Annotated in this window: 13 protein-coding genes; 9 read left to right on the top strand and 4 right to left on the bottom strand. The window is 72.6% G+C overall.

All coding sequences use genetic code 11. The features are described from left to right. Positions 1–19: 19 nt before the first annotated feature. Complete coding sequence (locus ACZ5PB_RS37500) at positions 20–619, bottom strand: TetR/AcrR family transcriptional regulator (protein WP_468697551.1); 600 nt, start codon at positions 617–619, stop codon at positions 20–22. A 115-nt stretch (positions 620–734) separates the two neighbouring features. On the opposite strand from ACZ5PB_RS37500, the gene ACZ5PB_RS37495 reads away from it, so the two are divergent. Further along, on the top strand, positions 735–1,637 hold the full coding sequence (locus tag ACZ5PB_RS37495) for an NAD(P)-dependent oxidoreductase (RefSeq protein WP_468697550.1): 903 nt from the start codon (positions 735–737) through the stop codon (positions 1,635–1,637). A gap of 13 nt (positions 1,638–1,650) precedes the next feature. On the opposite strand, the gene ACZ5PB_RS37490 is transcribed toward ACZ5PB_RS37495, so the two are convergent. The 3 genes from ACZ5PB_RS37490 to ACZ5PB_RS37480 are packed head-to-tail and all read right to left on the bottom strand — an operon-like array spanning position 1,651 to position 3,528. Continuing rightward, the gene (locus tag ACZ5PB_RS37490) at positions 1,651–2,559 is read right to left on the bottom strand and encodes an aminoglycoside phosphotransferase family protein (RefSeq protein WP_468697548.1); all 909 of its coding nucleotides are present in this window, start codon (positions 2,557–2,559) and stop codon (positions 1,651–1,653) included. A gap of 31 nt (positions 2,560–2,590) precedes the next feature. Further along, positions 2,591–3,025 carry a ferritin-like domain-containing protein gene (locus tag ACZ5PB_RS37485; RefSeq protein WP_468697546.1) on the bottom strand — a complete coding sequence of 145 codons (435 nt, stop codon included), beginning with the start codon at positions 3,023–3,025 and terminating at the stop codon, positions 2,591–2,593. Then, positions 3,022–3,528: a hypothetical protein gene (locus tag ACZ5PB_RS37480; RefSeq protein ID WP_468697545.1), complete on the bottom strand. Its 507-nt coding sequence runs from the start codon at positions 3,526–3,528 to the stop codon at positions 3,022–3,024. The genes ACZ5PB_RS37485 and ACZ5PB_RS37480 overlap by 4 nt, the downstream gene beginning before the upstream one ends. A 152-nt stretch (positions 3,529–3,680) precedes the next feature. On the opposite strand from ACZ5PB_RS37480, the gene rimP reads away from it, so the two are divergent. The 8 genes from rimP to ACZ5PB_RS37440 all read left to right on the top strand — a co-directional run bounded on the left by rimP (position 3,681) and on the right by ACZ5PB_RS37440 (position 14,560). Beyond that, complete coding sequence (gene rimP, locus ACZ5PB_RS37475) at positions 3,681–4,193, top strand: ribosome maturation factor RimP (protein WP_468697543.1); 513 nt, start codon at positions 3,681–3,683, stop codon at positions 4,191–4,193. A gap of 2 nt (positions 4,194–4,195) precedes the next feature. Next, positions 4,196–5,239 carry a transcription termination factor NusA gene (gene nusA / locus ACZ5PB_RS37470; protein WP_468697542.1) on the top strand — a complete coding sequence of 348 codons (1,044 nt, stop codon included), beginning with the start codon at positions 4,196–4,198 and terminating at the stop codon, positions 5,237–5,239. Between the two features lie 120 nt (positions 5,240–5,359). After that, positions 5,360–5,650: a YlxR family protein gene (locus ACZ5PB_RS37465; protein WP_468697540.1), complete on the top strand. Its 291-nt coding sequence runs from the start codon at positions 5,360–5,362 to the stop codon at positions 5,648–5,650. A gap of 155 nt (positions 5,651–5,805) precedes the next feature. After that, complete coding sequence (gene infB, locus ACZ5PB_RS37460) at positions 5,806–8,946, top strand: translation initiation factor IF-2 (protein ID WP_468697539.1); 3,141 nt, start codon at positions 5,806–5,808, stop codon at positions 8,944–8,946. A gap of 158 nt (positions 8,947–9,104) precedes the next feature. Continuing rightward, positions 9,105–9,398, top strand: a complete 294-nt coding sequence (locus ACZ5PB_RS37455; RefSeq protein WP_468697538.1) for a DUF503 domain-containing protein — start codon at positions 9,105–9,107, stop codon at positions 9,396–9,398. 26 nt (positions 9,399–9,424) lie between these two features. Then, on the top strand, positions 9,425–9,874 hold the full coding sequence (rbfA, locus tag ACZ5PB_RS37450) for a 30S ribosome-binding factor RbfA (protein ID WP_468697537.1): 450 nt from the start codon (positions 9,425–9,427) through the stop codon (positions 9,872–9,874). Then, a complete protein-coding gene (truB, locus tag ACZ5PB_RS37445) occupies positions 9,871–10,773 on the top strand; it encodes a tRNA pseudouridine(55) synthase TruB (RefSeq protein ID WP_468697535.1) in 903 nt (300 codons plus the stop codon). The genes rbfA and truB overlap by 4 nt, the downstream gene beginning before the upstream one ends. A gap of 277 nt (positions 10,774–11,050) precedes the next feature. After that, on the top strand, positions 11,051–14,560 hold the full coding sequence (locus ACZ5PB_RS37440) for a trypsin-like peptidase domain-containing protein (RefSeq protein ID WP_468697533.1): 3,510 nt from the start codon (positions 11,051–11,053) through the stop codon (positions 14,558–14,560). The last annotated feature ends 40 nt before the right edge of the window (positions 14,561–14,600 follow it).

Below are 14,600 nucleotides of genomic sequence, written 5' to 3'. Positions count from 1 at the left end.
ACACCCCGGCCCCGCCCCCTCAGCGGTAGGAGTGGATCAACCGCGCCAGATGCCGCCCCACAACCTCCAGCGGCTCCACACTCCGCCCCACCTGCGCCGCCATCTCCGCCCCCTCCAGCGCGCTGACGACCGTGATCGCCAGCTCCCCCGCGTCCCCCTCCGCGAAGCCCGCCCGCAGCAACGCGTCCGCGACCAGCGACCGCCACCGCGCGAACGCCTCGGCCGCCGCCTCCTGAATGCCGGGGGAGTCCGGCGCCGTGCCCACGACCACCGAGGTCACCGGGCACCCGTCCAGCCAGTCCGACTCGCGCAGCCCCTCGCCCAGCACCTTCGTCAGGACGAGGATCGCCGTCGCCGGGTCTTCCTCCGAGGCCAGCATCCGGCCCAGGATGTCCGCGAACTCCTCGTCCCCGTGCCGCACGGCAGCCGTCCCCAGCTCCTGCTTCCCGCCGGGGAAGAAGTGGTAGACGGACCCGAGCGTGGCCTCCGCCTCGCGGGCGATCTGCTTGATGCCGGTGCCCTGGTAGCCCTGGCGCTGCATCAGCCGCGAGGTCGTACGGACGATCCGCTCACGGGTCCCGAGGGCGTCGGCGGGCTGCTGCTCTGGCTTCTTCTTCACACGGAGATCGTACCGAGTAGAGCGTTCGTTTCAGAATGGGTAGAGCGGTCGTTCTAGTACGTGCTAAGTTCCTCCCTAGATAGAGCGTTCGTTCTAGAGAAAGCGTTGTCCTGCCATGAGTGCACAGCAGCAGCAGCAGAAGCAGCAGCAGTCCGTCACCGTCATCGGCCTCGGCCCCATGGGCCGCGCGATGGCCGCCGCCTACCTCGACGCCGGTTACCGCGTCACCGTCCACAACCGCACCGCCGCCCGCGCCGACGAACTCGTCGCACGCGGCGCGATCCGCGCCGAGAGCGCCGAACAGGCCCTGCGTGCCAATGAGTTGGTGGTGCTCAGCCTCACCGACTACGACGCGATGTACGCCCTCCTGGAGCCGGCCGCCGCCGCCCTCGAAGGACGGGTCGTGGTCAACCTCAGCTCCGACACCCCCCAGAAGACCCGCGAGGGCGCCGCCTGGCTGGCAAAGCACGGGGCAGCGCAGCTCACCGGCGGGGTGCGGACGCCCCCGTCCGGCATCGGCTCGCAGGAGCTCGCCAGTTACTACAGCGGCCCGCGCGACCTCTTCGAGAGGTACGAGGACGCGCTGAAGGTCATCACGGGCACCGACTACCGGGGCGAGGACCCCGGTCTGGCCGCGCTCTACTACCAGGTGCAGATGGACATCTTCTGGACCGCGCTGACCTCCTGGCTGCACGCCCTCGCGGTGGCGGACGCCAACGGACTGAGCGCCTCCGACATCAAGCCGTACGCCGCCGAAGTCCTGGGCGGAATGGACCAGTTCCTCGACTACTACACCCCGCGCATCGAGGCCGGGCAGCACGACGGCGGGGTCGAGCGGATGTCCATGGCCGTCGCCAGCCTCGACCACGTCGTGCACACCGCGCGCGACTCGGGCGTGGACGCGGCGCTGCCCGCCGCCGTACTGGAGACCTTCCGGCGGGGCGTCGAGGAGGGCTACGCGGAGGACAGCCTGACCCGGCTGTTCCAGATGTTCGGACGGGGGCCCGCGACCGACTGACGCACACCCGGCCCTACAGCCAGCTCGCGAACTCCAGCAGCATCTCGCCGTCCTGACGCCGCCCCGCCGCCATCGCCCGCACCCCCGACTCGACCGCACGGAACAGGGTCCAGCCGTGCAGCCGCTCCCGGTCCACGTCCAGGGAGTCGGCCAGCCGGTTGATCCGGCGGCGGGTCGCGGGGGAGCCGGCGGCGGTGGCGATCTGGTCGTCGATCCGGTCGCGGACCAGCCGGGCCAGGTCGTACGCCCGCTCGCCGACCAGCGGGTCGGGGCCGACCGCCAGCCACGGCGTACGGTCGCCGCCGAGCACCTTGCCCTGGCGGAAGTTGCCGTGCAGCAGCAGGAGTTCGGGGGTTCCCGCGAGCAGCTCCTCGCGGGCCGCGAGGGCCGCGTCGACCAGCGGGGCGTACTCCCGGGGGGCCTTGCGCATCGGCTCCGACTGCCTGCCGGTGCGCTCCTCGGCCGTCTCGAAGGGGTGCCCCTCGGCGGGCGCCACCCACAGCTTCCGTACGACGCCGGCCGCCTCCAGCAGAGCCTTCGCCTCGGGGAGGGACCGCAGCGACACCTCGCAGTGCAGCCGCTCCAGGAGCAGCACCCCGTCCCCCGCGGAGCCGGTCACGGGCTCCTCCGCGAGCTCCACCGCACCCCACCCGTTCCAGTGCGCGAGCGCCGCCCGCTCCAGCTCGGGGCGGGCCGCTCCGGGGGCCAGCTTCAGTGCGCGCTGGGTGCCGTCGGAGCGGCGCACCAGCACCACCAGCGAGCTCCGCCCGCCCGGCGCCTGCACCCGTTCGCAGGTCAACTCCCGCTCGGCGAGGGCCTCCTGGGCCAGCCGCGGCAGTCTCCCGAGCCAGTCGGTGGCGGCCTGTTCCCCGTACGCCTCGCCCAGCGCCCTGACGAGGCGTTGCGGCGGTTCGAAAGCCATCGGTGGGGTGTTCTCCTTCGATTCGTAAGGCTCACACGCCTTCGCGTACCGAAGTGGTCAGTTCGGCGAGCCCAGGAAAGGCTACGCTGCTGCCCCGCCAGCGGACCGCCCGCACCGCCGCCTCGCGCAGCGCCCCGGCCGCCTCCCGCCGCAACGGTCCATCGGCGGCCCGCACCAGGTCCGAGTACACCCCGGCCACCCGGTCCTCCAGTTCGGCGGCCAGGTCCACCGCCGCGGCGGAGTCCGGCACCGGGAACGGCAGCGCGTAGGCCGCCTGCGCGACCACCGGCTTCCCGCCCAGGTCACGCACCGTCCTGGCCAGCGCATCCCGCCGCGAACGGTGCGCGTCGTAGGCCTCCTTGGCCTCGGTCCTGCGCTCCGCCGCGATCCTTCCGCCCACCACTCCGTAGCCGTAGACGGCCGCGTGCTCGGCGGCCAGTGCGGCCTGTACGGCTTCCAGGTTCACTTCTTCGCCCCGCCCGTCAGTTCGTCCAGCAGGAACACGTGTCCGGCACCGGCGGCGGCGACCGAGGCCAGCAGCCGGGCCAGTTCCGGGGTGGCCCCGGCCAGCGAGGCCAGGTGCGCGTCGGAGGCCCGCCGGGTGGCCGCGGACAGCTCCTTCAGTGCGGCCTTCCGGTCGGCGGCGACCGCCACCGGCGCACTGCCGGCGACTGCCTTCCCCTTGCCCCGCAGCACCTTCGCCTGCCGGGCGACCTCGTCGCGCAGCGGCTTCAGCCGGGCGGTCTCGGCGGGGTGCTTCTTCAGCAGGGCGTCGTAGTGGGCGAGCAGGTCAAGGCTGGTACGAGTGGAGGCCTCGCGCAGTCGTACGGCGGCGGTACGGGCGGCCGTGTGCTGTTCCGTACCGGCGGAACCTGACGTACCGGAACCGTCCGAGCAGCCGGCCAGCAGGCCCGCGGCGGCGGCCCCGCTCCAGGCCAGCGCACGTCTGCGAGTGGTGGGCGTGCGCAACTGTCCGTCTCCCTCGGTCCCTTTTGATCACCGCAGGCGAGCGTACCTGCGGTGTGCGGCGGACGGACGGCAACACCCCTCGGGACCGGATACCCTTTGACCTGACACACGACGAAACAAACAACAGCACACGCGGCCGAGGAGTCACCCGGATGAGCACCACCCAGAGCGACAGGCTGCGCGAACTGCTGGAACCGCTGGTCGCCGCCCAGGGCCTGGATCTTGAGGAAATCGAGATCGCCAAGGCCGGCAGGCGCCGCACGCTGCGTATCGTCGTGGACTCCGAGGACGGCGTGGAACTCGACGCGTGCGCCGAGATCAGCCGCCTCATCTCCGACCGGCTCGACGAGAGCGACGAGATGGGCGACGACGAGTACGTCCTGGAAGTCAGCTCCCCGGGCGCGGACCGCCCCCTCAGCGAGCACCGCCACTACGTACGGGCCACCGGCCGCCTCGCGAAGCTCACGCTGAACGACGGCGCCGAGCTCGTCGCCCGCATCCTCGTCGTGGACGAGGACGGGCTCGACCTGGAGGTGCCGGGCGTGAAGGGGCGCAAGCCCACCGCCCGCCGGGTGGAGTTCGCGGACATCGCGAAGGCCCGCGTCGAGGTCGAGTTCAACCGCAAGAACGACAACAAGAACGACGAGAAGGAAGAGGAGGCGTAGCCGTGGACATCGACATGAGCGCCCTGCGGGGTCTGGTGCGGGAGAAGGAGATCTCCTTCGAGGTACTGGTCGAGGCGATCGAGCAGGCCCTCCTCATCGCCTACCACCGCACCGAAGGCAGTTTCCGCCGTGCCCGCGTGAAGCTCGACCGTGAGAACGGCCATGTGACGGTGTGGGCGAAGGAGGACCCGGCGGACCTGGAGGAGGGGCAGGAGCCGAAGGAGTTCGACGACACTCCTGACGACTTCGGCCGGATCGCCGCCAGCACCGCCAAGCAGGTCATCCTCCAGCGGCTGCGCGACGCCGAGGACGACCAGACCTTCGGCGAGTACGCCGGCATCGAGGGCGATGTCGTCGTCGGCGTGGTCCAGCAGGGCAAGGACCCGAAGAACGTACTTGTCGACATCGGCAAGCTGGAGGCCATCCTGCCGGTGCAGGAGCAGGTCCCCGGCGAGGAGTACACGCACGGCCTGCGCCTGCGCACCTTCGTCGTCCGGGTCGCCAAGGGCGTCCGCGGCCCGTCCGTGACCCTGTCGCGCACGCACCCCAACCTGGTCAAGAAGCTGTTCGCGCTGGAGGTCCCGGAGATCGCCGACGGTTCGGTGGTCATCGAGGCCATCGCCCGCGAGGCCGGTCACCGCACCAAGATCGCGGTCCGCTCGACCCGGTCCGGCATCAACCCCAAGGGCGCCTGCATCGGCCCGATGGGCAGCCGTGTGCGCAATGTCATGGCGGAGCTGCACGGCGAGAAGATCGACATCGTCGACTGGTCCGACGACCCGGCCGAGATGGTCGCCAACGCGCTCTCCCCGGCCCGGGTCTCCAAGGTCGAGGTCGTCGACATGTCGACCCGCTCGGCCCGGGTGACCGTGCCGGACTACCAGCTGTCGCTCGCCATCGGCAAGGAGGGGCAGAACGCCCGCCTGGCCGCCCGCCTCACCGGCTGGCGCATCGACATCCGCCCCGACACCGAGGAGCTCGCTGAGGGCGAGGAGCCCGGCGAGTACCGGCGTGACGACCGGGACGCGCGTGGCGACCGCGGCTGAGTGAGCCGCGTGCAGTGAGGTGAGCCCGGGTGAGACCCGGGCCACAGCACTTTTTGGACCAACAGGTTTTCGATTCTTGCCCCAAAGGGGTGAGGTCGGTGCGGGGAGGTAGACTTAGTCGTGTCTGGCCAAACGCAAACCGGCGCATGCCCTGAGCGAACCTGTGTGGGTTGCCGGGAGCGAGCGGCCAAGAGCGATCTGCTGCGCACCGTGATGATCGAGGGTGAGTGTGTCCCTGATCCTCGCGGTACGCTGCCCGGCCGGGGTGCTTACGTACACCCCGCCTCTGCCTGTTACGACCTGGCGGTCCGCCGCCGGGCGTTCCCCCGGGCCTTTCGGGGCCAGGGGCCGCTCGATACGGCGCCACTGGAGAAATACGTGGCGCGGTACGTCGAGCAGGCGACACCGTAAGACGCACCAAACGAACGGCACGGGTCCCCGTGCGGTCAGGTACCTCGCGAGTTGGAAGTAGGTCGAGATTGCGATGAGCACTCGATGAGTACGCGATGAGTACGCCCATGAAGTAGCGACGGTCCGGCGTTCAACCCGGACCTAAAAGGAGCGAAGTGGCTAAGGTCCGGGTATACGAACTCGCCAAGGAGTTCGGTGTGGAGAGCAAGGTCGTCATGGCCAAGCTCCAAGAACTTGGTGAATTCGTCCGTTCGGCGTCCTCGACGATCGAGGCGCCGGTTGTACGCAAGTTGACTGACGCACTGCAGGGCCCCGGCGGCAACGCCGGCAAGTCCGCAGCGAAGCCCGGCGCGCCCCGCAAGGCGACGCCTGCCAAGCCCGCGGCCCCGTCCGCGGCAACCCCCGCCCCGGCGGCTCCCCGCCCCGGCGCCCCCAAGCCCGGTGCACCGGCCCCCAAGCCGGCCGCCGCCGAGGCCCCCAAGAGCGAGCCCACGGCCCCCGCCGCGACCCCGGCTGCCGCCGGTCCGCGTCCGGGTCCCAAGCCCGCCGTGGCCAAGCCGGCCCCGGTCACCCCGGTGCCGCAGGCCGAGTTCTCGGCCCCCGCGCCGGCCCAGCCCGCTGCTCCGGCAGCGCCGCAGGCCGCGCGTCCCGCCGGTGCCACTCCTGGCCCGCGTCCGGCCCGTCCGGCCCCGGCCCAGCGTGACAGCGCCCCCCGCGAGGGCGGCCAGCGCGACAACCGTGGTGGCGAGCGTGGCGGCGACCGCCCCGCGCGTCCCGCCGGTCAGGGCGCCCCGCGTCCCGGCGGTGCCCGTCCCTCGGGTCCCCGTCCCGGCAACAACCCCTTCACCTCTGGTGGCTCCACCGGCATGGCGCGTCCGCAGACGCCCCGTCCGGGTGGCGCGCCTCGTCCCGGCGGTGCCGGTGCCCCCGGTGGCGCCCCGCGTCCGCAGGGCGGCCCCGGCGGCGCTCCGCGTCCGCAGGGCGGCCAGGGCGGCGCAGGCCGTCCGAGCCCCGGTGGCATGCCCCGCCCTCAGGGCGGCGCCCCGCGTCCGGGCGGTGCCCCCGCGGGTAACCGTCCGAACCCGGGCATGATGCCGCAGCGTCCGGCTGCCGGTCCCCGTCCTGGTGGCGGTCCCGGTGGCGGCGGTCGCGGTCCCGGTGGCGGCGCAGGCCGTCCGGGTGGCGGCGGCGGTCGTCCCGGTGGCGGCGGCGGCTTCGCCGGTCGTCCCGGTGGCGGCGGCGGTGGCTTCGCGGGCCGTCCGGCCGGTCCCGGCGGCGGTGGCGGCGGCTTCGCCGGCCGTCCCGGTGGCGGCGGCGGTGGACGTCCCGGCTTCGCCGGCCGTCCCGGTGGTCCCAACGCACGTGGTGGCACGCAGGGCGCCTTCGGCCGTCCCGGCGGTCCCGCGCGCCGCGGTCGCAAGTCGAAGCGTCAGAGGCGCCAGGAGTACGAGGCCATGCAGGCCCCGTCCGTGGGCGGCGTGATGCTGCCTCGCGGCAACGGACAGACCGTCCGCCTGTCGCGCGGTGCCTCGCTCACCGACTTCGCCGAGAAGATCAACGCCAACCCGGCGTCGCTCGTCGGCGTGATGATGAACCTCGGCGAGATGGTCACTGCCACGCAGTCCGTCTCCGACGAGACGCTCAAGCTCCTCGCGGACGAGATGAACTTCGTCCTGGAGATCGTCAGCCCGGAGGAGGAGGACCGAGAGCTTCTCGAGTCCTTCGACATCGAGTTCGGCGAGGACGAGGGCGGCGAGGACATGCTCGTCTCCCGTCCGCCGGTCGTGACCGTCATGGGTCACGTCGACCACGGTAAGACCCGACTGCTGGACGCGATCCGCAAGACGAACGTCGTTGCGGGCGAGGCCGGCGGTATTACGCAGCACATCGGTGCGTACCAGGTCGCCACCGAGGTCAACGGTGAAGAGCGCGCCATCACCTTCATCGACACCCCCGGTCACGAGGCGTTCACCGCCATGCGTGCCCGTGGTGCGAAGTCCACCGACATCGCGATCCTGGTGGTCGCGGCCAACGACGGTGTGATGCCGCAGACGATCGAGGCGCTCAACCACGCCAAGGCCGCCGGTGTCCCGATCGTCGTCGCGGTCAACAAGATCGACGTCGAGGGTGCCGACCCGACCAAGGTGCGCGGTCAGCTCACCGAGTTCGGTCTGGTGGCGGAGGAGTACGGCGGCGACACCATGTTCGTCGACATCTCGGCCCGTCAGAGCCTCAACATCGAGGCCCTGCTGGAAGCGGTCATCCTGACCGCCGACGCTTCGCTCGACCTCCGGGCGAACGCCGAGATGGACGCGCAGGGTATTGCCATCGAGGCCCACCTCGACAAGGGCCGTGGTGCTGTCGCCACCGTCCTCGTCCAGCGCGGTACCCTCCGCGTCGGTGACACGATGGTCGCGGGCGACGCCTACGGCCGAGTGCGCGCCATGCTCGACGACAACGGCAACAACGTGCAGGAAGCGGGTCCCTCGACCCCCGTCCTGGTGCTGGGTCTCACCAACGTCCCCGGCGCCGGCGACAACTTCCTCGTCGTCGAGGAGGACCGTACGGCCCGGCAGATCGCCGAGAAGCGTGCCGCTCGTGAGCGGAACGCGGCGTTCGCCCGCCGTGGCGTCCGGTTCTCCCTGGAGAACCTGGACGAGGCCCTCAAGGCCGGTCTCGTGCAGGACCTCAACATCATCATCAAGGGTGACGCGTCCGGTTCGGTCGAGGCCCTCGAAGCCTCGCTGCTGGCGCTCGACGTCTCCGACGAGGTCGACATCCGCGTCCTGCACCGCGGTGTGGGTGCGGTCACCGAGTCCGACATCGACCTGGCGACGGGTTCCGACGCCATCGTCATCGGATTCAACGTCCGTGCGGCCGGCCGTGCACAGCAGATGGCCGATCGCGAAGGCGTCGACGTCCGCTACTACTCGGTGATCTACCAGGCCATCGAGGAGATCGAAGCAGCGCTCAAGGGCATGCTCAAGCCCGAGTACGAGGAGGTCGAGCTCGGTACCGCGGAGATCCGCGAGATCTTCCGCTCGTCCAAGCTCGGCAACATCGCCGGTGTCCTCGTCCGCTCCGGTGAGGTCAAGCGCAACACCAAGGCGCGCCTCGTCCGTGACGGCAAGGTCGTCGCGGAGGACCTCAACATCCAGGGTCTGCGCCGCTTCAAGGACGACGTCACCGAGATCCGCGAAGGGTTCGAGGGCGGTATCAACCTCGGCAACTTCAACGACATCAAGATCGACGACGTCATCGCGACGTACGAGATGCGGGAGAAGCCGCGCGGCTGATCGCCGCGTAGCGACACCGCGGGTGTCCGACGGTCGGGGCCGCTCGGCGGAGATTATTTCCGTCGAGCGGCCCCGGCCGTTGCGTGTACGGTTCTGGTGTCCCTGCCAAGCAGTGGCAGTGGCACATGAACCCGAACCGGCGGGACATCCGGACACACATGTATGTGGGGACTCTGTCCTTCGACCTCCTGCTCGGCGACGTACGGTCGCTGAAGGAGAAACGCTCCGTCGTCCGGCCCATCGTCGCCGAGCTGCACCGCAGGTTCGCGGTCAGCGTGGCGGAGGTCGGCGATCAGGACCTCCACCGCAGGGCCACGATCGGACTCGCGGTGGTGTCCGGCGACACGGGGCACCTCACAGACGTACTGGACCGGTGCGAGCGCATGGTGGCCGCCCGGCCCGAGGTGGAGTTGCTGTCGGTACGGCGGCGGCTGCACAGTGACGAAGACTGAGCAAGAACACACAAGGAGAAGGACCAGTGGCCGACAACGCTCGGGCGAAGAAGCTGGCGGACCTCATTCAGCAGGTCGTCGCCGAGAAGCTCCTGCGCGGGGTCAAGGACCCGCGTCTGGGGACGCACGTGACGATCACGGACACCCGCGTCACCGGTGACCTGCGGGAGGCCACGGTCTTCTACACGGTGTACGGCGACGACGAGGACCGTGCCAGTGCGGCAGCGGGACTGCAGAGCGCCAAGGGCGTCCTGCGCTCGGCGGTCGGGCAGGCGGCGGGCACCAAGTTCACGCCCACCCTGACGTTCGTGGCGGACGCCCTGCCGGAGAACGCCAAGACCATCGAGGACCTCCTCGACAAGGCGCGGGCCACCGACGCCAAGGTCCGCGAGACCTCTTCCGGCGCGCAGTTCGCCGGTGACGCCGACCCGTACAAGAAGCCCGGTGACGACGACGAGGACGACGCCACCGCATGAGCAACGCAGTAACGAAGACTCCGGACGGCTTGGTCATCGTCGACAAGCCGTCCGGTTTCACTTCGCACGACGTCGTCGCCAAGATGCGCGGGATCGCCAGAACCCGCCGCGTCGGCCACGCAGGCACCCTCGACCCCATGGCGACGGGCGTCCTCGTCCTCGGCGTCGAGAAGGCCACCAAGCTGCTCGGTCACCTCGCGCTGACCGAGAAGGAGTACCTGGGCACCATCCGGCTCGGCCAGGACACCCTCACCGACGACGCCGAGGGCGACATCATCTCGTCCACCGACGCCTCCGCGGTCACCCGCGAGGGCATCGACGCGGGCGTCGCCGAACTGACCGGCGCGATCATGCAGGTGCCGTCGAAGGTCAGCGCCATCAAGATCGACGGCAAGCGCTCCTACAAGCGGGCCCGCGAGGGCGAGGACTTCGAGATCCCGGCCCGCCCGGTGACCGTCTCCTCCTTCCAGGTGTACGACGTGCGCCCGGCGGTCGCCGAGGACGGCACGCCCGTCGTCGACCTCGTGGTCTCGGTGGTCTGCTCGTCCGGTACGTACATCCGCGCCCTCGCCCGCGACCTGGGCGCCGGGCTCGGGGTCGGCGGTCATCTGACCGCGCTGCGCCGCACCCGGGTCGGCCCGTACGGGCTCGACGCGGCCAGGACGCTCGACGCGCACCAGGAGGAGCTGGCCGTCATGCCCATCGCGGACGCGGCGGCCGCCGCCTTCCCGCGCTGGGACGTGGACGAGAAGCGCGCCGCACTGATCATGAACGGCGTGCGCATCGACATGCCCGCGCACGAGCGCAGCCCCGTCGCGGTCTACGGGCCCGACGGAACGTTCCTCGCACTGGTCGAGGACCAGCGGGGCAAGGCCAAGAGCCTGGCCGTCTTCGGCTGATACCCGGGGATCCCGTCGCTCCGCGAAACCGTGGGGCGGACAGGCTCCGCGAAACCGTGGGGCGGACAGTCGGCGCACTGCCCGCTCCACGGTTCCCCTCCCGCCTCCCCCGTGCACTCTCCCCCTGACCAAGGGTCTGTCCGTTTCAGCCGTTCGTTTCACCCCATCGGGCAGGCGCTCGGAGTGAATGCGGGGAGTGACGGGGGGCGCTTTCGCCGGGCGTTCTTCTCGTACTGATCATCCTCTGCCTACCGTCGTCGGCAGGGGGTGCTTCTCTATGGCGGCGGACGACGGGGCCCGGCCGGTTCCGGCGGCCGTGCTGGTACGGATCTGCGACCTGGCGGGACGACCGCGCGGCACCGGCTTCGTCGCCGACGAGCTCGGCACCGTCGTCACCGGCCACGAGGTCGTCGACGGGCTGACCAGAGTGGTGCTGCACGCACCCGGCGACCGCACCTGCCTCGCCGAGGCCGATGCCATCACCCCGCTGCCGGAGCACGGCCTCGCCCTCGTACGCACCGAGGGACTCGACGTGCGCCCGCTGCCGGTGACCGGGCGGGCGAAGGTGAGCGTCGGGACGTACGTACGGCTCGTCGCCGGGGGATGGCGGGAGGCGCGGGTGCTGGGGGCCGCGCCCGTGACGTACACGGCCACCGACCGCTTCCACCTGCTGGACTCCGCCATGGAGCTGGCGATGGGCACGGCGGGCAGCGACGCGCTGCGACTGGGCGGGGAGGCCGCAGGGGGACCCGTACTGGACGCGGAGACGGGGGCGGTGCTCGCCGTCATCGGGACCTCGCTCCACTCCGCGCACCGGGCCGCCGGATTCGCCGTGCCGCTGCCCGGCGCGGACCGGGGACCGCTCGGCGAGCTGCTGCGGCGGAACGCGGCGACCGTGCCCGCATATGGCGAGGACCTCAATCTGGCCGGGGCGTTGCAGCTGACCGCCACCTCGGTCGGCTCGGTCGGCGGCCCCGCGCAGTGGCGGGAACCGGTCGAACGGGACTGTCTGCGAAGGGAGTTCGAGGACTTCGCCACGGGCAGCGCGTCCGTGCTCGGGCTGGTCGGCGCCCCCGGGACCGGACGCAGCACCGAACTGGCCGCGCTGGCCGCACGGCGCGCCTGCGGGGCGGCGCCCGCACCGACCGTCTGGCTGCGCGGCGCCGACCTGCGGGACCGGGACACCTCGGTGGCCGACGCCCTGGCCCGCACCCTCGCCCAGGCAGGCCGGATCGTCGCCGCCTCCGGCACCGCAGGTGACATGACCCTCGCCACCCCCGAGCGGATCGCCCGGCTGGCCGGGGAGGCCGGGCGGCCCCTGCTCGTCCTGCTCGACGGGCCCGAGGAGATGCCGCCCGTACTGGCGCACCGGCTCGCCGAGTGGACCACCGGGACGGCGGACTGGCTGCGGAAGTCCGGGGCGCGCCTGGTGGTGGCCTGCCGGCCCGAGCACTGGGAGCAGGCCGGCGCGCTCTACCCGCCGCACGCGCTGCACCCCGTACGGGCCGAGCGGCTGCCGCCCGCCGTCCTGATCGCGGACCTGGACGAGCCGGAGGCGGCCGTCGCCCGCGAGCGGTACGGGATCGAGGACGGCGCCCTCGGCGAGGCGGACGCCCGGCACCCGCTGACCCTGCGGCTGCTCGCGGAGGTACGGGCCGCCCTGCCCGGCGGCCCGGTCACCTCCGGCTGCCCGACCCGCGAGGAGGTCTTCGAGGCGCACCTGGGCCTGATGTGCCTGCGCATCGCGGTCCGGGTGGCGGCGGCCCGGCGCCCCGCCCTGCGCGGGAACGCGGTACGGCGGCTGGCGGCCGAGACCTCGGGGCGGGTGCACGAGGCGGCGCGGCGCTGTCTGGGGCCGGGACAGGGCGAGTTGGGGCGCCGGGCCTTCGAGGAGATCTTCCCGTGGCGCACCGGCTGGGCCTCGGCCGTACTGACCGAAGGGCTGATCGTGCCCGCGGGCGGCGGCTACCGGTTCGCGCACGAGGAGCTCGCCGACTGGGTGCAGGGCGCCCACCTGGACCTGGGCGAGGCGGTACGGGACCTGGTGCACCGGACCGAGCCGCGCGAACTGCCCGTGCCCCGGCACCGGATCGGCCCCGTCATCGAGGCCATGCTGCTCCTGGAGAGGCACCACGGGACCGCCGAACTGGCCGTACGCATGCGGGAGTTGATCGCCGCCCTGGCGGTGGCGGAGGGCGCCGACGCGCAGTGGTGGGGGGCCACGCTGCTGGCGCAGACGCTGCTGCGGGTGCGGGACGTGGGGGCGTACCGGGACGTGCTCGGCGAGCTGGCCGGGGCGGTCACCGCGCGCTCGCTGCGCGAGGGCGGACCGCAGGGGCTCGGCGGGCTCGGCGGGTTCGGGCCCTGGTTCTGGGAGGAGCTGGCGCTCGACCAGGCCGAGCGGCTGGACCTGCTGCGGGTACTGGTGCTCGCGGACGGCGCGCCCCGGTCGTCCCCGGCCGGGCCCGAGGAGCGCGGGGAGCGGTACCTCGACGCCGTCGCGCGGCTGCTGGTGGCGGACGTGCGGCGGACCCAGGTGCTGCTGTGCGGCTGGTTCGGGGACACGCGGGAGCTGCCCGGCGGGGCCGGGGTGACCGTGGCGGAGGTGGCGCAGGCGCTGCTGCACACCCATCGCGCGCTCGCCGTCGACGATCTGGTGGAGACCCTGGTGGAGGCCGCCCACCCGCGCGCCGACGAACTGCTGCGGGTGCTCTGCGCCGACGAGCCGTCCGTACTGTGCCGGGCCGTCGACCGATGGGCGCACGACGAGCGGGCCGGGCGCCGGGTGGCCGCCGCCTCCTACGCGGCGGTCGTCGCTCCGTACGCGACGGGTGGCGCGGACCGGGAGCTGCTGCGGTTCGCGGGCCTGGCACTGCTGGCCAGACCCGGGGACCTGAGCCTGCACGGGGCCGCCCTCGCCCTCCTCGTACGGGATCCGGTGTCACGGTCGCGGTTCCTGCCGCGCGCGGTCGCCGCGTTCACCGTGGGCGAGCCACGGGTGCCCGCGGACGCCCTGGTCGCGGCGCTGGGCACGCACCCCGAGCCGGTGCTCGCGGCGCTGCGCAGCGGGCTGCACTCGGGGGGCGGGGAGCGGGGCGGCGAGCGGGCCAGGGAGGTACTCGCGGCGCTCGCCGCCGTCGACACCCCGGCGCTGGCCCGCCGGGCGGCGGCGCTGGTCGCCGAGTACGTGGTGCGCCGCCCCGAGGGCGCCGGGTACGCCGCCGCCTTCGTCGACGAGCGGCTGGAGAGCGGGCCCGGCGCCCGCGCAGTGCTGTTCCCGCTGGTCAGCGGGATGCTCCAGGGGAGTCCCCGGCAGGTGCGCAGCGCGCTGGCGCCGGTGCTCGCCGCGCCCGGGACACCGGTGTCGGGGGCGCTGCGGGCCGAGCTTCTCGACGTACTGCTGGAGTACGAGGAGTACCCGCGCGAGGAACCGGCGCACGGCACCGACTTCCCCGTGCTGGACGCCGTACTGCGGGCGGCGGCGCACGGGGCGGCGGTGCGGGCCCCCCAGCGGACCCGGGACCTGGTGCGGCGGGCCGGGGCGCTGCTGGTCCGTACCCCCGAGGGCGCCGCCTGCTTCGACCGGCGGCTGGTCGCGCTGGCCCGTGAGGTGCCCGCTTTCGCCGCCCAGCTGGCGGGGTGGCTGGCGACGGCGCCGCAGGACTGGGCGGCGGTGGTCGGTCCCAGTTCCCGGCGGATGGTGCAGACGCTGGCCGAGGCGGCGGTGCCGCGCCCCCGGGACGGGGGCACCGATGCGGGGCGCCGGGCGTGGGCATGGCAGTCTTAGACACTGCGTAGAGCAGGTCCGAGGGGTTCGGTGAACGCCT

The sequence above is a fragment of the Streptomyces sp. NPDC032721 genome (assembly GCF_055579625.1).
This window is presented reverse-complemented; position numbering and strand designations above follow the sequence as displayed.